Here is an 18,457-nt window from a genome sequence, read left to right on the forward strand (position 1 = left end):
AAAGGCGGTGGTCATCCACCTGTTTCACCCGCCTCCGTCACCCCGCGAGTGCGGAGCGTCAGAACGGCGGATCTGGCGTACACGGCGCCGGCTGCCACGCTCGACGCAGCGGCACCCCTCAGGCGGGGGAGCCTGCGACAGCGCGAATCGCTTGTTCCCTGGAGTTCACGCCGAGCTTGCGATAGATGTGACGCAACTGTGTCTTGATCGTGTTCCTAGAGACATGAAGCATCTCCGCCAATTCACCGATGCTGTCGATGCTCGCCAACGCATCCACGACGATCTGCTCCCTCTTAGAGAGCCCGTGTACCGCTTCAGCGGGGACAACGATCATCGGCCGCAGTGCCGACGCGCCTTCATCGAATATGTCTGAACGCATAGCAGACGGAACATCGGTGAACGGCTCCATCAACCCGTGCTCTCGGCATGCCCGTTGGATGCTTTGAGACTGCGCCTTGTCGACGTCACCGCGCAGGACAGCCTCCGACACCCAGACCAACACGCTCGCCCTGGTGCGATGACGGATGCAGCATCCGCTCCGTTCCAGCTCCCGTGCAATGCTTCGCGCCTCGTCGGCATTCCCCGCACGGAGTTCGACCTTCGCCTTCGCCAGCAGCAACGCAGGATCTGCTGGACTGATTCGCCTTGGATTCGAGCTCAACAACAACCGTGCTTTAGCTACGGCTCCAATCGATGCATGTGCTTCGAGCCGGAGGGCGAACGCCTCACTTTGGAACCATGGCGGGCTGTGCAAGGATTCCATTGCGCCCAGCCGATCCTGCAGACGCTCGACATGTCCGTTCACGACTGCCTGACGAGTATCGAGATAGGCACGAACGGCGCTCAGGCCGTAACGCCCAGGCAATTGTGCCGGCCGCGCCGGATCGATGAGGCTCTGGACCTCGACATCTCTTCCCTGGCATTGACGAATCCATCTGCGCAGGAGGTCACGTGCATCGGTCGTCGCTCGGTCGCGCCCAGATGTTCGCTTCACCTCACCATGGCCCCACTCAGCATCATCGCCGATCTGCGACCAGTTGAGGTATCCGGCTGCCGTTGCCATCTCGCCACGCATCGCCGCGCTCACGGCGAGCATGGTTCCGAGCTCTCGGCGATCGGGCGCTGTGACGTGCGGGAGAAGCCGCTCTATATCAATGGAGCCTTCACCGCGTTGGGCGTTCGACATCACGCGAATCAGCTCGAGATTCGCGTACGACCAGAGGCGAAGCCGTAGCGATGCCTCCACCGCCTCGCCCGAGCCGAGCACATCAGACAGTTCACGAGCAGCTCTCACTGCTGCGCTCCAGCGCCCGCTCCAGCTATGGCCAACTGCTCGGGCGAGCGCAAACCAAAGTTTCCCGTCAGCGAGAGGTTCCGGCCAAACAAGGTCCGGATCACCATCCGCATTCATCGGCTCCGGAGCCAATGCTGCCGCGCGCAAGAGGTCGTCAGTTCCCTCACTACCGGCGCAGAGAACAGCGAGCAGGGCGAGGATAGGGTCGTTTCTCACAACGGCGCCTGGAATGCTGGCCACCATCTCTGCCAACTCATCGTCGAACGAAAGGTCTCCGCTGCTCAGCGCAAGTCGGAGGCACCGAGCTGCCAGGTGCCACCTTCGTGCCCGAATGGCAATTTGGGCTGCTTCCGCAAAGTCACGCGACGCTAGTGCGTGATCGACAAGAACGAAAGCGTGTGCCGCCAATTGGCCCCGCTTAGGACCCATTGCAGCGAGCCGGAGTATTCCGCGCCGCAGTGGTTCACTCATGACGATTTCCTGATCGCCAGCACGGCTGAGGTCGCTCATGGCATTCACCACGACACCAACCCGAGCTCCCTGGCGCGCTGCCAGATGGGGGCGATAGGGGATGTAGCCGCGCCTGGGCCTGAGGGGCGTTCGATTGGCACGCGATCCGTCAATGCCGCGTGTGCGAGCGGCTCTAACGGAAGGCGGCCCAGCAAGGGCTCAAGAATGCGAGCGAACGTCATGTCCACGATCTCATCGACGGCCAGGGCCGATGACGAACCACGTCGGCGGCGTTGCGGAGTCCACAGCCCGAGGAAAACGCTCAATCCGAGTGGCCAACCCGCAAACTCACGAGTGACGTAGTCGATGACAGACGGCGGCAACCGCACAGACCGAGCCCGCGCCATCTCGGCAACGTCTACCGATTCACAGGCCAGATGCCCCTCGTCCAACGTCGCGACCCGCAGCCCGCTCAGGACCGCATGCTGCAGGAGCGGATGCCCCTGACGCGAGGCGACCAAGACCCGCGTGGTCCTCTCGGCACTCACACTGCTCAGCACTCGCTGCATCTGGTCGACACTCATCGGCACATCGTCGATGACGTACACGATCGATCCTGCATTGTCAGGCATCTTGATCGAATTCAGATCGTGCTTGCTACGAATGACGAGAGTGGACTCCTCCTCCTGCATGAGCTCGAGCGCCAGACCGAACGTGGCTACCGTCTTCCCCCACCCGACGCCGCCCTGCAGGTGGATGATGGGCGCATCACGCACGCTGGTGAGCTGCTGAACCGTTCGTCGACGGCGCACCGCTCCCCTCACCTGCAGGAACCGCTCGACAGCGGCGGCGCTCGTGGAACTCCATCCGCTGGCGCGCGGTTCCATACTCGCCACGACTCCCCCCACGGTCGTCATGAATCACGCGCGAGGAGTTGATGGCGCCCCCTGAAAGGAGACAGCTCCTTTCCCATTCGTCGACACCACGTGCCGCCGATGGGATGAAGGGGGCGCCATCGAGCCGTCCGTCGTCGGTACAAGCCCGGGGAGGGGAAACTCACCGTCGACGCGGCTACCTCCGCAGCGGTTTCAGCGCTGCGGAGGGGACCAACTATGAGCGAACATTGAGCGAGATGCGCGCCGCCAACCACGGGAAACACCTGATCAGGATCAACCACAGGCCCGCCACCTCTCGCTCGTTTACGTCGTGGCTGATGCCTCGACCACCACTTCCATCAAACACACAGGTGATCCATAACCGCCACCGATAACAGGATGAGCCGAGGATGAGCGTGGTGCGGGTTCGCGTGTGTCCTGCGGTCGGACTGTCATCCTCCTGCAGTGTGAGAACGCGAGCGACGAGCGACGAGCAGCCCGCCAAGCAGCAGCAACAATGATCCGAGCGCCGCAAATCCCCAGCCCGGTTCACCGCCTGTCACCGCTAGCCCATCGGAGGGCTCGTCCGTTGCCGACGGAACCGGAGTCTCCCCAGGTGCCGGTGTCTCCCCAGGTGCCGGCACTTCGCCATTGTCCGCAGGTCCCGCGGCGCTGACCACGCTGGCGTCCGCACTGGTCACGGCGCCGGTGCTGCCCTCACCACTTGCCGAAGCAGTGTTGACGACTCGCCCCTCTGCCGCGTCCTCTGCGGTCACGACATACCTCGTCGCCGATACCTCCGCGCTCTCACCAGGCGCTAGGACAGCGATCGATGCGATTCCCGTCACCTTCGGGTCGTCGACCTCGATGTTGCGGATCGTGGTCGTACCGGTGTTGGTGATGACGAACGAGTACTCAATCGTCTCCCCAGGGTTCGCGCGACCATCACCGTTCTGGTCCTGCGTGACGGCCTTCTTGACGATCGACAGCGCGGATTCGCTCGCCAGCGGCACAGCAACATCGGCGTCCGCCTCAACGGTCGCTGCTGTCACTGCCACTGCACGTACGTGTGCGCTGTTCAGCACCTCACCGGCATCGACATCCTGCTGCGTCAGGGTGTACACCGCCGAAGCACGCACGCTCTCACCTGGCGCAAGTTCTGCATCCTCGCCAGGCCATGCGTCGTACTTGATTTCCGACAGGCCCTCAAGGCCGTCTTCGATCACGACATCATGCAGCGTCGTGTTACCGGTGTTCGTCACGAGGAACGTGAAGTCCACACGCTGTCCCACGGCCACGCGGCCATCGGCGCGGACGGCGCCTTCCTTCTCGAGCGCGATCGCTGGAGCAGCAGGCAGCGTCAGCACGACGGATGCATCGACGGGCTCGTACTCACCACGCACCGGTGTCGCCATCAGTGACGCAGTATTGCTCACCGCGCCGGCGTCGATGTCCTGCTGGGTCAGTACATACTCGGCGGTCGCGTTGACCACGGCGCCGGGAACGAGAACTCCCGGCTCACCTGGCCACTCCTCGTAACTGATCGCGGAGAGCCCAGGCATCCCATCGATCAGATTCGCTCCGATGAGGGTCACGTTGCCGGTGTTCTCGATCTCAAAGGAGAACCGCACGACATCACCGGCGACGGGAGCGCCATCACCGTCGCGTTCAGCCGTCTTCATGAGCGTTGCCGCAGGAGCGGCCAGCAGGTCGAGACGAACATCGTCATCAGCCGCGATGGAACCCCGCCCGGTTGCCGCATCGACGGTCGCAGTGTTGTCTACATACCCGCGGTCGATGTCCTCCTGGGAAAGCACGTACGTCGCCGAGGCGATGACAGTCTCGCCCGGAGCCAGCACACCCTCAGCATCCGGCCAATCGCCGAACACCACATCCGACAAACCAGCGAGCTCATCCGACAGCACAACACCAGACAGCGTCACGTTGCCACCATTGCTCACCTCGAACGAGTACATCACCGTCTCACTCGCCACCGGAGCAACCCCGTCATCCACCCGCGAAACAGACTTCACCAGATCCACAACCGGAGCCGCCGTCATGTGGGTACGAACCTCATCGGATGCCGTCAGCGCACCTCCCGTAGGAGTCAGGCCGGCCGCGGTGGCTGCGTTGTGGACATACCCGCGATCGATATCGGCCTGGGTGATCGCGTAGCTGGCAATCGCCGAAACCTCCTCGCCGGGCCGGAGAACTCCTGCGCCCGCGGGCCATGTGCCGAACTCGATCCTGCTGAGTCCGTCCAGGTCGTCAGTGAGCGTGATCCCCGATGCAGTGACATTGCTGTCGTTGCGGACCGTAAAGCTGTACGAGATGCGTTCTCCCGGCTGGGATGCGTCGAGATCGTCAAACTCTGAGGTCTTCTCAAGGAGGAGCGAGCCGACCGAAGCAAGCGGCACCGAAGCGGTGTCGTCGTCCGACGCCAACGCTCCGTCAGGGTCGGTCGCCTCTGCAGTGGCGGTGTTGTCGACCTGCCCGCGGTCGATGTCCTCCTGGGAAAGCACATACGTCGCCGAGGCGATGACAGTTTCACCCGGAGCCAGCACGCCCTCAGCATCCGGCCAGTCGCCGAACACTACATCCGACAGACCAGCGAGCTCATCCGACAGCACAACACCAGACAGTGTCACGTTGCCACCGTTGCTCACCTCGAACGAGTACGTCACCGTCTCACCAACCACTGCAACGGCGCCATCGTCAAGCACGCCGCTCTTGTGCAGCACAAGCCGAGCGGTAGGAGCCAACGCCAGACGCACATCATCAGATGTCTCGGCAGGCGAGCCGTCAGGGGTGATCGTCGTGACCGCTGCGGTGTTGTCTACGTACCCGCGGTCGATGTCCTCCTGGGAAAGCACATACGTCGCCGAGGCGATGACAGTTTCACCCGGAGCCAGCACGCCCTCAGCATCCGGCCAGTCGCCGAACACCACATCCGACAGACCAGCGAGCTCATCCGACAGCACAACACCAGACAGTGTCACGTTGCCACCATTGCTCACCTCGAACGAGTACGTCACCGTCTCACCCGCCACCGGAGCAACCCCGTCATCCACCCGCGAAACCGACTTCACCAGATCCACAACCGGAGCCGCGACAAGCGTCAGCTCTGCAGTCGCCGCCGCGGTGACGTCACGATCGTTGGCGTCAGTTCCGCGCGCCGAGGCGTCATTCGCCACACGTCCAGCATCGACATCGCCCTGAGTCAGTGTGTAGGTCGCGGTCGCGACGATCTGCTCGCCCTGTCCCAGATAGCCGGGCAACGACGGCCACGCGCCATACGTCATTGCAGTCAGGCCCGGCATCTCGTCGAGAATCGACACAGCGCTGAGCACTCCGCCGCCGTTGTTGGCGAGCGTGAATGTGTAGGTGGCGATCTGGCCTGCCTGCGCATTGCCCCCGAGAACGACGCTCTTGACAAGGCTCAGTCGGCTGACGGCATCCGTGTCACTCGCAGAACCTTCCAGCGTCTGACCTGAGAACGCAGGATCAGCTGTCTGGGCGGTCGCCTCATTGACAATGCTCGTCGTCGCGGTCTCGCTCACAACAACGGTGACCAAGACCTCGGCGGTTGCACCCGCAGCGATAACAGGGATCGTCCACGAGACGACGCCGGTGTCGTGGGTTCCGCCCGCATCAGCAGAAACGAAAGTCACGTCCGCAGGCAGCTGGTCAGTGATGACGATGTCCTGGAGGTCTTCAAAGGCCAGCGGATTGGTAACGCTGACAACGTATGTGGTCTCGCCTCCGGGAAGAACCGATTCCACACCATCGCTCTTGACCACGCCAAGAGACTGTGCGGCAGGAACGAGCGTGCCGACGCGAATAGCATGCGCGTTGTTCGCCTCATTCGAATCGAACATCGGCCCGTCGATCGTAGCGGTGACGCTGATATCCGCCTGCCCGATGACCACCGAAAGGTCAAGAGCGACGGGCTCGTCCCGCTCGAGGACCACGGCCGGCTCACAGCTCAGCGCAGCAGGTCCGTCCAACGGCAGCTCGCCGGCGCTCGACGTGCAGGTCCATCCATCGGGCTGCGCAATGACACGCACGCCCGCCGGCACGGCAATCGTCACCGTTCCGCTGGCCTCTGCAGACCCGCCACGGTTCACGAAGGTGAAGGGCAACACCGTCGGACGATCCTGCTGGGCGTCAACCGTGTCGGGGCCACCCGCGGCAAGATCTGCCTCTGACGTGCTCACGCAGACAGGCTGCGGCTCGGACGGCGGAGTGCGATCGGTCGCGATGGCGACAGAGTTGCACGCCTTCGCGTCTGCTCCAGAACCGCTGCCGACCGCGGCGGTGTACTGGAAGGACTCCACTTGTCCTGGTGAAAGGGTGCCGGCCACTTCGGCGCGAATTGCCTGCTTCTGGGCGGCTCCAGGGCCCCAGTCATCAGTCGCGCCAGTCGTCGTAGGATCCACCTCGACGCGACGCGGGTTGGTTGACGACGAGAAGGTGAGGTTCAAGGCAGAGGAGACCTCTTCGATAGAAGCCAGCTCCTCATTGAACGTCGATCCGCGCGGCGTTTCCGAGGTGCCCTGGCTGGTGCCCGTGTCACCGATGTACGGAAGTACGTCGTATGCGACGACTCCACCCAGAACAGTGTTTCCGGTGTTCTCGATCGAGATGCGGTATCGGATGCTGGAGGCGTTCAATGGCACCTGCACCACATTTGTGGGGTCAGCGATCCACTCACAGCCGTCTGCCGCGCCCGCGTCGGGTCGGCAGATCTCTTTCAGAACAGCCACAGAGTCCGATGATGACACCCGCACGTCGCGGACAGCGGATGAGAACCACGCGGCGACATCGCCGGACCCGTCGACATCGCCAACGTTCTGGACCGCAGAGTCGAAGATCCCATTCGTGGTGTCAAGACCGCGCGTCGAATCACCGATCCACGCCTCGGCGCGGCTGTTGGTGCCCGCCGCAACAGCGGATGTCGGAACAGCAACCACCGTCATGACAGGAAGGGTCGCGGGCAGAACGGTACCGTCTGGCCACGTCGCGACGAGCACCCCGCGCTCCTGTCCGCCGACCTCGCGAGTGCTGTACGCGAAGTTCACGCCTTCGGGTACGTCATCCACGAAAGATGCGGTGTCTTCCGTGATACGCCAGCCCGTGGGGGCAATGAAGACATACTCCGGAACGAAGCTCGATTCGGCGGGGAAATCGCGCAGCGTTCCACCGACGGAGAAGGTCACGTCACGGCCAGGAACGGCGAGTCCACCACCAGTGACAACAGCAGCGGGAAGCGCCGCTGTCACCCTCGGCTTCGTCGTCGTCACTGGAGTGGCGGTGAAGACCATGGACTTGTTGGTTGTGACAACCTCGGGCGTGAGCTCAGGGTTGCCCGGCCATCCGACGGTGACGCGTGCGGTGTTCGTACGAGTCTGGCCGATCGGAGCATCTTCCTGCACGGTGAACGCGAATCGAGCAGTGAACGCCTCAGCACCGGTGTCAGTGGGGCGCACTCGACCGGGTGCGATCTCCCCGCTCGTGATCCGAGCGGAGACGAAATGCGTCCCGTTCGGAGCGTCCAGAAGCGTCCCTGTCGACGTGCCGGTTGCACCGTCGCTCCGTGCCCACTCGATCGTCCCCGTCGCAGAAAGCTGGATGCGAGTCACGGGTGCGTCAGCGTTGTCGAGATCGTTGTCCTCGATGACGGCGACGGCCGGAACATTGCCGCCGTTGCGTGCTTCGACGACCCATGAGTAGACATTGCCCGAAGCACCAGCGACCGGCACATAAATAGGACTCGTCGCGTTCGAGTTGTGCCGCGGAGTGATCTGCTTCGACGCTCCGGCAATGCCGAAGGGGTCCCAGCATGCGACGGTCACCTCTCCAGTGGCATCTGCTTGTTTGGTCGTCTTCGCGTCATCGAGATAGGTCACGGAGGTATTCAGCCCCACTGAGAGCGTCCGCTCGAAGTTGCAGCCGTTGACTGCCTCCGGGAAGTTGTCAGCAGGGAAGACGACCTGGACCGCACGCGGGAAGTACACACCACGCGGACTCCAGTTACCGCCCGCTGTCCAACCCCAACCACCAGCGGCATCCACACTGGGCGTACTGGCCGATCCCGTTGACCAGCTCACCGTGTGGGTCGCCGGGTCAAAGACACCGTCGCCGCTGGCACTGACGAAATCCGCTTCGACGGGAAGCTGCTGCGTCACGGTGTAAGAACCGGCCGCAACTCCTTCTGACGTACCGCTGATCGATCCCGATCCGGTCCGGACGAATGACCCGCTCGCCATCTGGTTGGTGATCGTGTAGGTCTCGCCGGGAGCCACCACGGAGCTGTCCGGGACCATCCGCACGGACGGATCCGGCACCTCGTTGTGCCAGGTAACGGCGGAAGCAGCTGCACTGACGTCACCCACCGCTGACGCAGAGCTGATGGTCGCACCCATCTTGATCTGGAAGCCATCCGGGTAGAACTGCGGCGCCCGAGGGGTCGTGTAGGTTCCGGTGCTCGGAATCGAGTAGGACACCAGGAAGGTTCCGGATGCGCCGGCGGACAGGTTTCCGAGCGAGAACGTCTTTCCCGTTGCGTCGTCGCCGGTCGGCGCGACATCCGGGATGCCGTTCGGACGCGTCCAGGTGGCATATGAGAGCAACGTCTGCGGACCCCAGGCGCTCGGCACCTGCGCGGCGAGCCCATAGGGGTCAGGCTGCGATCCGGTGATCAGCACCTTCGCATCAGTGCAGTCTGCGACTGAACACGAGTACCCGACCCGGTAGGAGACGGTGTTGTTGTGCTCCCCGTACGCGATATCAGTCATCGGCGATCCACTGACGTCGACAGCGACCGCGTTGACGGACAAAACCGCATTTCCGGCGGCATATGCGGGGGTGCCGACAAGCAGAGTCGTTGCGAGTACGGCCACTATCAGCAGCGCAAGTGTCCTCATGACCCGCCCAAAGGGCAGTCTGTGGCGGGCAGGGGCAGCAATGGTCATCGTCACTCCGACGTCTCTTTTTCTTCTCGTTCAGTCGCCGCATCCGGTTCGACTGCAATATCTATGACGGCAAATCTGTCGTCGTCGACTCGTGTAATACGAACGACAGCGTTATGGGCAGCCGCTGTCTCATCGGCCCGTACTTCACAGTCGATCTCGGTGTCCGTCTCGATCTGGATTTCGCCCGTGCCACAGTCCACGATCGGTAGAACGTCGACCCGGTCTTGGATTCGTTCGGCCGCTGACGCAGCAACATCTGAACGAGTGATCGCGGGGGAACCCGTGCATCCGGAAAGAAGCAGCGTGCAGACGAGCATCGCTGGCAGCACACGCACGCTACCTCGGCGCAGTCGATCCATCGTCGCCTTCTTCCTTCGTCACGGGGCACGATCCCACTCAGTCAATCGAGCTCACAGCCACCACATAGGGTGTGGTCTGAGAAAATCACCCACGCCCTCACCCACTGGGGCACATCACACGCACGAGGTGATCAGCTCTTGACTGGCGGCAATCGCAAGCGCTTCAGCCCGGCTGGATGCGCCGAGCTTTCGGTAGATGCCCTTCACATGAGTGCGCACGGTATTGAGCGAAGTGTTCGTGTTCGCCGCGATTTGCATCGGCGTATGCCCTCGCGCCAGCGCCGACAGCACCTCGCTTTCCTTGCCCGTCAGCTCCACAAGCGTCACCGGGGCACTCGCAAAGCGCAGTCGTACATGACTGGACGACTGAATCCCCAAGGCTTCTATCAGACGCTCCCCGTCTTGCTGAGGCAGGCGCGCAATCAGATCCACGCGGTGGTCGAAGACCCCCGACTCCACCAGCATCTGATAGCTGGACCTCGCCGCATCAGTGCGTCCCAGCGCGACCTGTGCGACCGCGGAAATCACACGTAGATCGGCGGCATCGCGGCCGGAAAGCGTCATTCGTCGCAGCCCGTCCGCCGCAATCCGGAGGGCGCGGCTGTATCGGCCCGCACTGAGATAGGCAGTGGCAAGAGGGACGCGCAACCTCAGCGGAACGGGCACGTCCTTCAGCGCGGAGACGACCCGATGCCCCTCCCCAACCGCAATCAGCAGGTCCAGGTGAGCCCGACGAAGTATCCCGTCGGCGATCGTTGACGACCACAAATCGTGCCCGTGCGCGAAGGCCGCTTCCTCCAGCAGCACCAGCCCCCGATGGGGAGTTCCGAACGCGAGATGGAAGGCGGCATGGGTACTGGCAACGAATGGCCAGAGCTCAATCCCGGTCGATGCAGCGCCGACGAGCTGCAACGCTTTCGTTGCTGCCGCTTGATCAAGCAGGTCGATCGCAACCATCGCGGTCGCGATCAATCGGCCGACGCCGATGAGGTACTCGATCGGCTGCGGAACGTCGGCCGTGCTGGTCGACTTCTTGATCCATTCCGCCGCCAGGCGGTGTTGCCCCTGGATAGCAGCCAGCATTGCCAAGTTTGACGCAGCGTTCGCCCCAGCAAAATGCTCGAACGGGGGCGGACCTGCTTGCGCGTACGCCCTCGTGTATAAGCGCACAGCGGTCCGGAAGTCGCCCATCAGTGTCGCAGTGAGGCCGCGTTGCACGTCGACCGAGCCCGGCCGGTACCGAGAACTTTCGTTCCCCCAACCCAGTGCGCCGGACGACGACATTCGCTCGATGCGGGACGCAACGAAGTCACCGACTTCCTTCGACTCCGAGAGCCGTCCACGCAATCGAGGGATGATGATCGCCGCCGCACCGCTCGCGATGACCTCATACAGATCTTCGGTTGTCGCCAGGACCGCCCGATACTGCGAGCCCAATACGACAAGCTTCTCCAGCAGCGCCTGCATCGTCGCATCGCTTTCACCGAAACAGATCTGGTGCGCATACATCCCCGCGACAGCGAGCCGGGGCCGAGATAAGAGTTCATCCTCAGAGAATCGCCGCAGCGCAGCGAGCAACTCCACCGAATAGTCGCCAGGCAGGCGATACCACATGAGGTCGACCATCTCGACGATGTCGACGATGTCCCCGGTAGCCAACACCGCACGCACAGCCGAAGGGTCGGTGACATCGATATCAGAACGAACGAGTTCGGGCATGAGAATCCTGGGAGTCGACCGGGCGGACCGGGGAAGGAGGGAATTCCTCCAGCCTGCCGTTGTACGCTCACCGACTGCCTAATGTGGGAGCGATCTCATCCCGACCTCATCCCGAAATCGTTCTGTCTCACCTCGCAGGGTTGGCCACACCGGCCGCTTTCACAAGCGCTTCTTCCCTCGAACGAACTCCGAGCTTGCGGTACACAGCGCGCAGATGGGTCTTCACTGTACTCACGGACAGAAACAATGCCGTTGCGATCTGCTGGGCCGAACCAGTCTCGTGCAGCAGCCCAAGAACCTCTTCTTCTCTGGCAGTCAGGATTGCCGGCTGCTGCAAGATCATGCACTGCGCTGCATCGATCGCAGGACTGCCCCAGGCATCCAGCATCATGTCGCCACTCTTCGGGTCAGCTTCGATAACTGCCATCCGACTGCCGTGCACGAGCGCCGAACGCGCCGCGGTCACCGCCAAGTCGTTTGCGCGCGCATCGTCCCCGTCGAGACGTTCTGCACGAGCCCTCAGCGCCAACCACTCCGCAGGTGCGGTTGATTGATACCCCCTCGGCCCCGATTCCACTGGCAGTTGCTCACGCACAGCATGAATGTCTCCGTGCAGCAATGCCAGGCGGGCCCTCGACGTCGATGAAGAAGGATCCAGGTTGTGAACGTTCTCCAGCGATCGCGAGGCCGCAAACAGGTCTCCGGCGTATTGATAAAGATCGCTGAGATCTGTCGCCAGGAGTGTGTGCACGAGCGTCCCCGCTCCGGCGAGCGCAGCGTTCTCTGCGAGTAACCGTTCCAAGCTTCGCGCCGCCACGATTCGATCGCCCCAGAGCAGTGCGCGCCGGGCTCGAACGTGTGCCGCCACCCACCAAAGATCATCGCCCTCCACGGTGCTCGGGATCGATGCGATGGCGGCATCCGTGCGTGCTCGGTCAAGGTCTCCCATCGCGAGGAGCGCGGCGATCATCACGGCGTCCCCCTGATAGACGGCGGGGAGGCTGCCCACCGGAGCCTCAACACGTCCAACCCAGTCGGCCGCGTACTCGCGAGCCGCACCAAAATCACCTTCAAGGGCATATACGAGAGCAAGATAGTTCTGCACATGCGGCAGGATCGGATGCGGGCCTGCCTTGGCACCCCTTCGCCGCGCCTCGCCGAGAAACCCTCGCGCGCGCGCCGCGTCACCGAGGATCAGTGCGCCGATTGCCATCGGAAGAAACAGTACCGGAGTCAGATCGCCCAGGCTTCGATAGTCCGTCGTCTCATCCAGCAGCACCTCCATCCGATCAATGGTCGCGCTCATCTCGCCATAGTTGCCGATCATCTTCTGGTACTGGAGAAGCCCGACCTCGGCAAACAGGCGTGCACGAACAGGCGGGTTCTGCTGCGCCTCGACCCAGCCGATCAGCCTTTCGAAGGGCTCTGGGTCGGGTACGTTGAATCCGCCTCCACTCGCCAGACTCATCGTCGAGACGAAGGCGAGCACCGGCCGTTCGCGCAGCCAGTCATCGGGCGCCTGCGACAGCGCGCGGTGCCACGCAGCACCTTCTGTCATCTCGATGCGCGTCAAATGGCGAGCTTCTAGAGCTTCGACGGTATCCCAGTCCTCCACACGGACGGCTTCACGCAATTGAGCACAATAACTTGTGTCATCCATATCAGCCTGATTATACTGCACCCGCGTGCCCCAACAAGGTCTGTTACAGCCCGGCCGGGCGCTCAACAACGCCGCTGTCAGCCACTCGGCCCGAAACACCCGCCGGCCGGAAGCGGCGCGTTCCCAGACAGCACCGCTGAGGAAGAGCTGGATGAGGCCGGCACCGGTGAAGAACCAGTCACCGATCGGGTCAACATTGGTCGACTGGCGGGCCGGGGCACTCCCCTACAAGGCACCCAGCACGCGGAGCGCCCCCACCAGCAGGATGCCACCGGCTGTGATCAGCTGGAGGTACGCGATGACGAGCCCGAGGATCGCAACCCAGCGGATGCGCCCAGGGCGCGCGGACGCGCGATGGCCGATGATGAGTGCCGCGACACCCACCAGCACCGCCAGCAGTCCGCCGAACACGACTGGTCCGAAGATGAAGAACAGCAAAGCAAACACACCAGCAGCCAGCGCGATCAGATGGTGCGCACGGTTGCTCGTGACGCTCGTTGACTCACTCATATTCGCCCCTTCCGATCCCCATCCGGGGCACTACAGCCACCCCTTCTTCCTGAACACGACATACAGCCCGAACCCCATCGCCAACATCGCCCCGATGGCGAGCGGATACCCGAAGGTCCAGTGAAGCTCCGGCATCACCTCGAAGTTCATCCCGTAAATCGTGCCGACGAGGGTGGGGGCGAAGAGGATCGCCGCCCATCCGGAGATCTTCTTGACCTCTTCGTTCTGACGGATGCTGAGCTCCGTCATCCGTCGCATCTCCTCGTTCTGACGGCGAGCGACGATCGTCGATTCGACGGTCAGTGCGTTATCGAGCACCGTGCGGAACGTCGCAGCCCTGTCGGAGATCCGTAGCGCGTGATCGAGCACGTCACGCAGATACCGTTGCAGCTCGACATCCACCTCGTACTTCTCAGAACCGTGCAGCAGCGCCTCGATCATCCCTGCCAACGGCTGCGTCGCGCGCTGGAAATCGATCACCTCGCGGGCGAGTTTGTAGATGCGCTCTGTGGCATCGGCATCCTCGACGAACAACTGGCTCTCGATCTCGTCAATGTCGTTTTCAAGACCGGCAAGCACGGGCGCATACTTGTCGACGACCTCGTCGACAATGGCGTAGAGCACCGCCTCCGGCCCCCGCGCCAGCAGCGCGGAGTCGTGTTCAAGCCGAGTGCGTACGCGCGCCAGGTCGGGCGATTCGGCGTGCCGGATCGTCACCACGAAGTCGGGCCCGACAACGATGTGCACCTCGCCGAACTCGACTTCTTCCTCGGCATCGAGATAACGAGCCGGACGCAGCACCAGGAACAGCACGTCTCCGTAGCGCTCCAGCTTCGGTCGCTGATGCCCAGACAGCGCATCCTCAACGAGGAGGTCGTGCAGTCCCAACTCGTCGGCGACCTCGCGCACCTCCTGCTCCTCCGGCCGGTATAGCCCGATCCAGGCCATGCCCCCACGCTCGCGCATGAGCTCGAACGTCTCGTTCAGACTCGTCGAGTTCTCGGTGCGGATGCCATCCACATAGATGCCGTTGTCGATGATCGCCATCATTCCCCTTCCCACCGCGGATGCCCGCCCTCATACGGATCCGACTCTAGGTCATGGTCCCGCGGTGCCACCTACATCCGCCCACTTAGTCCCAAATTAGAACAAGGATTCTTTACCTAACCCTTTTTTACATAAAAAATCTTTGACCTAACATGGGTCTATGTCGACTACACCTCTCCCCGTCAAGCGCTCCATGCGCACGATCGGGCAGAACCTCACGAACCAGCGCAAGCTGTTGGGACTGACCGCGAAGATGGTCGCCGAGCGCGCCGGAACGACGCAGCCGACGATCAGTAAACTCGAGAACGGCGAGGGGACAACGCTGGATATCACGCTCCGCGTCATGCGCGTCCTGGGACTCATGGATGGCGTGGTCGCGGCCACCGACCCGTTCGCGACCGAGCGCGGTCGACTGATGATCGACGAGAAGCTGCCTAAACGGGTCCGGGTGCGAAGCGAGGGCTGACGCCCACGAGGTGACGACGGTGCTCGGTCGCCAAGAAGTGCTCGCAGGCAGGATCTACCGCACCAGAACCTCAGGCTCATTCGAGTACGACACGGCTTACCTGCGTGAGCGCGCGGCATCCGGGCTCGCCCCCACGCTGGGCTTGTCCCCCGGGCCTCAAGCCCTGTTCCCCGCCAATCTGTTCAGCGGCTCTGCACCGGACACATGGGGCCGGAAGGTGCAGAACCGCGCGGCCGGGCACAAGCTCGATGAGCTCACTCTGATGTTCGGCGCCAACGATGAGGGCCGCCAAGGAGCGACCCGTTGTCCGACATCATGCACGTCGCCGACCAGGTCGAGCGCGGCGAGACGGAGATCGACAATGTCGCTCTCCGCCGACTGTTCCGGGCCACCGGCTCGCTCGGCGGCGCTCGCCCGAAAGTGAACGTGAAGATCGGTTCTCACCTGTGTCTGGCGAAGTTCCCCAAGCCCACCGGCGATGACTGGAATGTGATGGTATGGGAAGCATCCATGCTCGACGCGATGGGCGCGGTGGGGATCGACGTCCCGGAGCATATGACCAAACGGATCACGGTCGACGGCACCGAACGCACCGGGCTCTTCCTGAGGCGATTCGACCGCACTGACGACGGCGTCCGCATTCCTTACATCTCCGCGATGACCGAGCTTGAAGCCGCCGACGGAGAAGGAGGCGACTGGGTCGACGTCGTCGACTTCGCGCGACTCGCTGGCTCGGACCCGACTGAACTGTGGCGACGAGCAGCGTTCGGGACGCTCGTCGGCAACCTCGACGACCACCTGCGCAACCACGGATTCCTTCGCCGAGGCACCGCATGGACACTCTCGCCCGCGTTCGACGTGAACCCCGAACCTCTCGGCGACGGGGATGAGCACCAGCTCGCACTCATCGGCGCTCGCAAGGTCAATCTCGACGCGTTCATGGCCAAGGACGCGCTCGCGCTGTTCGGCGTTCGGCCGCCGGCTGCAGCCTCTTTTCTCGAGCGACTGCACCCCGCTCTGACCGCCCTGCCACCGTTCGCCGCAGCCCACGGCGCCGATGCTCTCACGATCTACCTGATGCGTTCTCGTATCGGCGCCGCAGTGACGGCCGTGCGCCGACTGAGGCTGAGGCTGAGGCCGAAAAGCGGACCCGCCCTCGCCCGACTCGCCGGTTCGTGCTCTGCTGCGGCTGACCCTGCCTCAGTCGTCGTTCACCAGCGCCGGACTCAACCACACATATGGATGAACGACACAGCGTCAACGATTCAGAAATAGTTGACTTATTTGTGTCCGCTCGTTACCGTTTCTGTACGGTATCCATTACGACCATGAAGGTCTTCTTCTATGACGATGACGTCAACTCCTCCTCCACAGACAGTGCCGCTCGATGCGGTGCCCGTCAGACGCGCGCGTCGGAAGTTCACGCCACTGACGGTCGCCAGCATTGTGCTCGCCAGCTTCATGGGCGCTCTCGGCATCGTGCCCCTCTTGGCTGTCGGCATCAATGCGATCACCCAGGGCCAGGAGGTGCTCGAAGCCCTTGCCCGAGAGGATGTGTTCGGACTCCTCCGCAACACGCTGATCGTCGTCGGTGTCAGCACGGTCCTCGCCCTCATCATCGGCGCACTGCTGGCGTGGATCAACGAGCGCACCGATGCCGGCATGGGCATGGTCTCCGAGTCGATGCCTCTGATCCCTTTCATGCTCCCGCCGATCGCGGGCGCCGTCGGCTGGGTGCTGCTGATGGCGCCGAGTGCGGGATACCTGAACGGTGCCATCCGCTGGTTCTTTGACCTGTTTGGCGTGAATATGGAGTCGGGCCCGCTCGATATCTACAGTTGGTATGGGCTCATCCTCGTCTACACGATCTACTCGGTGCCCTACAGCTTCATGATGTGCACGACCGGACTGCGCAACATGGACCCCGCGTTGGAGGAGCAGAGTCGAGTGAGCGGTTCGTCGCTGTTGCGCACCCTGCGCACGGTGACGCTTCCCGCGATGGCTCCCAGCCTGCTCGGTGCGACCATGCTCATCCTGATGAGCAGTTTCGGACTGTTCTCGATCCCGAGCGTGATCGGTCAAGGAGCCGACATCCCGATCCTGTCGGTCCGCATCGTGCGGCTGTTGAACTTCACATTCCCCGCCGAAACAGGAGCTGCGATCGGGTTGAGCTTGATCGTCGTCGCCTTCGTCGCCGTGTTCTGGTGGTTGCAGACGACCACCCTCAAGCGCGGCCGTTTCGCGACCATCGGAGGAAAAGGACAGCGGGCAACGCGGATCCGGCTGGGACGCGGAAAGATATTCGTGCGCGCCGGAATCGTGATGTACATCATCATCACGACCGTGTTGCCTCTGCTCGCCCTCCTCATCGTCTCTCTGAACGGCTTCTGGACGCTTGACATCAACTGGTCAGGTCTCAGCCTCGACTCCTTCTTCCAAGCTCTGTTCGATGACCGCGCCACGCGGCGGGCTCTCACGAACAGTCTGGTCTTCGCCACGATCGGCTCAGTCATCGGCATCGTGGCCGTCGCCGTGTCGTCGCTGTGGATCGTGCGCTCGCGCAGTCGCGGTGCTCGATTCCTCGACAGCACGATCAAGTTCCCCGCCATGCTGTCCCACCTCGTCATCGCTGTGGGCTTCGTGCTCGCCTTCGCCGGCCCGCCCTTCAACCTCGGCGGCACCGCCCTCATCATGGTGTTGGCCTATCTGGCGCTGTACATCCCGCAGGCGTCGGTGAGCTCGGACGCAGCCGTCGCACAGATCGGGAAGGAACTACCAGAGGCGTCACGCGTCTCAGGGTCCGGAGAACTGCGCACCATCGTGCGGATCTATCTTCCGCTCATGGCCCCGGCCCTGATCGTCGGCTGGTCGCTGCTCTTCGTGCGGATGATCGGCGACCTCACCGCGTCTTCGATCCTCGCCGGCACGCGCAACAACGTCGTCGGCTTCCGCATCCTGGAGATCTACCAGAACGGATCCTATGCGCTGCTCGCGTCGCTAGCCACGGCGCTGACCCTGATCAGTGCCGTCATCGTCATCCTCGTACTCATCATCTCCCGGCGCCTGACTCGCTGGAGCAATCAGATCCCCGGAGGATCCTGAC

11 protein-coding genes are annotated in these 18,457 nt (G+C 63.0%); 3 read left to right on the forward strand and 8 right to left on the reverse strand.

What is annotated here, in order from left to right:
• Nucleotides 1–118: 118 nt before the first annotated feature.
• From ACSU04_RS13320 to corA, 8 genes are all read right to left on the reverse strand, one after another.
• On the reverse strand, nt 119–1,294 hold the full coding sequence (locus ACSU04_RS13320; protein WP_439289894.1) for a response regulator transcription factor: 1,176 nt from the start codon (nt 1,292–1,294) through the stop codon (nt 119–121).
• A gap of 515 nt (nt 1,295–1,809) precedes the next feature.
• A complete protein-coding gene (locus ACSU04_RS13325; protein WP_439289895.1) occupies nt 1,810–2,640 on the reverse strand; it encodes a hypothetical protein in 831 nt (276 codons plus the stop codon).
• Between the two features lie 431 nt (nt 2,641–3,071).
• The gene (locus ACSU04_RS13330) at nt 3,072–9,545 is read right to left on the reverse strand and encodes a DUF7507 domain-containing protein (RefSeq protein WP_439289896.1); all 6,474 of its coding nucleotides are present in this window, start codon (nt 9,543–9,545) and stop codon (nt 3,072–3,074) included.
• 50 nt (nt 9,546–9,595) lie between these two features.
• Nucleotides 9,596–9,952: a hypothetical protein gene (locus tag ACSU04_RS13335; RefSeq protein ID WP_439289897.1), complete on the reverse strand. Its 357-nt coding sequence runs from the start codon at nt 9,950–9,952 to the stop codon at nt 9,596–9,598.
• A gap of 114 nt (nt 9,953–10,066) precedes the next feature.
• The gene (locus ACSU04_RS13340) at nt 10,067–11,671 is read right to left on the reverse strand and encodes a helix-turn-helix transcriptional regulator (protein WP_439289898.1); all 1,605 of its coding nucleotides are present in this window, start codon (nt 11,669–11,671) and stop codon (nt 10,067–10,069) included.
• A 127-nt stretch (nt 11,672–11,798) separates the two neighbouring features.
• Entirely contained in the window at nt 11,799–13,331 is a 1,533-nt protein-coding gene (locus ACSU04_RS13345) for a helix-turn-helix transcriptional regulator (protein WP_439289899.1), read from the reverse strand.
• A 225-nt stretch (nt 13,332–13,556) separates the two neighbouring features.
• Nucleotides 13,557–13,841 carry a hypothetical protein gene (locus ACSU04_RS13350; protein WP_439289900.1) on the reverse strand — a complete coding sequence of 95 codons (285 nt, stop codon included), beginning with the start codon at nt 13,839–13,841 and terminating at the stop codon, nt 13,557–13,559.
• Between the two features lie 30 nt (nt 13,842–13,871).
• On the reverse strand, nt 13,872–14,888 hold the full coding sequence (gene corA / locus ACSU04_RS13355; RefSeq protein WP_439289901.1) for a magnesium/cobalt transporter CorA: 1,017 nt from the start codon (nt 14,886–14,888) through the stop codon (nt 13,872–13,874).
• 160 nt (nt 14,889–15,048) lie between these two features.
• Here corA and ACSU04_RS13360 point away from each other — a divergent pair, with 160 nt between their 5' ends.
• The 3 genes from ACSU04_RS13360 (at nt 15,049) to ACSU04_RS13370 (ending at nt 18,456) form a co-directional block, all read left to right on the forward strand.
• Nucleotides 15,049–15,354 (forward strand): helix-turn-helix domain-containing protein, encoded by a 306-nt coding sequence (locus ACSU04_RS13360; RefSeq protein ID WP_439289902.1) that lies wholly within the window; start codon nt 15,049–15,051, stop codon nt 15,352–15,354.
• A gap of 303 nt (nt 15,355–15,657) precedes the next feature.
• A complete protein-coding gene (locus tag ACSU04_RS13365) occupies nt 15,658–16,629 on the forward strand; it encodes a type II toxin-antitoxin system HipA family toxin (RefSeq protein WP_439289903.1) in 972 nt (323 codons plus the stop codon).
• 69 nt (nt 16,630–16,698) lie between these two features.
• The gene (locus ACSU04_RS13370; protein WP_439289904.1) at nt 16,699–18,456 is read left to right on the forward strand and encodes an ABC transporter permease; all 1,758 of its coding nucleotides are present in this window, start codon (nt 16,699–16,701) and stop codon (nt 18,454–18,456) included.
• Nucleotide 18,457: the final 1 nt, after the last annotated feature.

It is taken from the genome of Microbacterium sp. A84, from assembly GCF_051842815.1.
Taxonomy (GTDB): domain Bacteria; phylum Actinomycetota; class Actinomycetes; order Actinomycetales; family Microbacteriaceae; genus Microbacterium.

What these genes read in the sequence shown, in the direction of transcription:
- ACSU04_RS13340 (WP_439289898.1), bottom strand. Translation starts at nt 11,671, where the DNA reads ATGCCCGAACTCGTTCGTTCTGATATCGATGTCACCGACCCTTCGGCT.
- ACSU04_RS13370 (WP_439289904.1), top strand. Translation starts at nt 16,699, where the DNA reads ATGACGATGACGTCAACTCCTCCTCCACAGACAGTGCCGCTCGATGCG.
- ACSU04_RS13350 (WP_439289900.1), bottom strand. Translation starts at nt 13,841, where the DNA reads ATGAGTGAGTCAACGAGCGTCACGAGCAACCGTGCGCACCATCTGATC.
- corA (WP_439289901.1), bottom strand. Translation starts at nt 14,888, where the DNA reads ATGGCGATCATCGACAACGGCATCTATGTGGATGGCATCCGCACCGAG.
- ACSU04_RS13345 (WP_439289899.1), bottom strand. Translation starts at nt 13,331, where the DNA reads ATGGATGACACAAGTTATTGTGCTCAATTGCGTGAAGCCGTCCGTGTG.
- ACSU04_RS13330 (WP_439289896.1), bottom strand. Translation starts at nt 9,545, where the DNA reads ATGAGGACACTTGCGCTGCTGATAGTGGCCGTACTCGCAACGACTCTG.
- ACSU04_RS13335 (WP_439289897.1), bottom strand. Translation starts at nt 9,952, where the DNA reads ATGGATCGACTGCGCCGAGGTAGCGTGCGTGTGCTGCCAGCGATGCTC.
- ACSU04_RS13360 (WP_439289902.1), top strand. Translation starts at nt 15,049, where the DNA reads ATGTCGACTACACCTCTCCCCGTCAAGCGCTCCATGCGCACGATCGGG.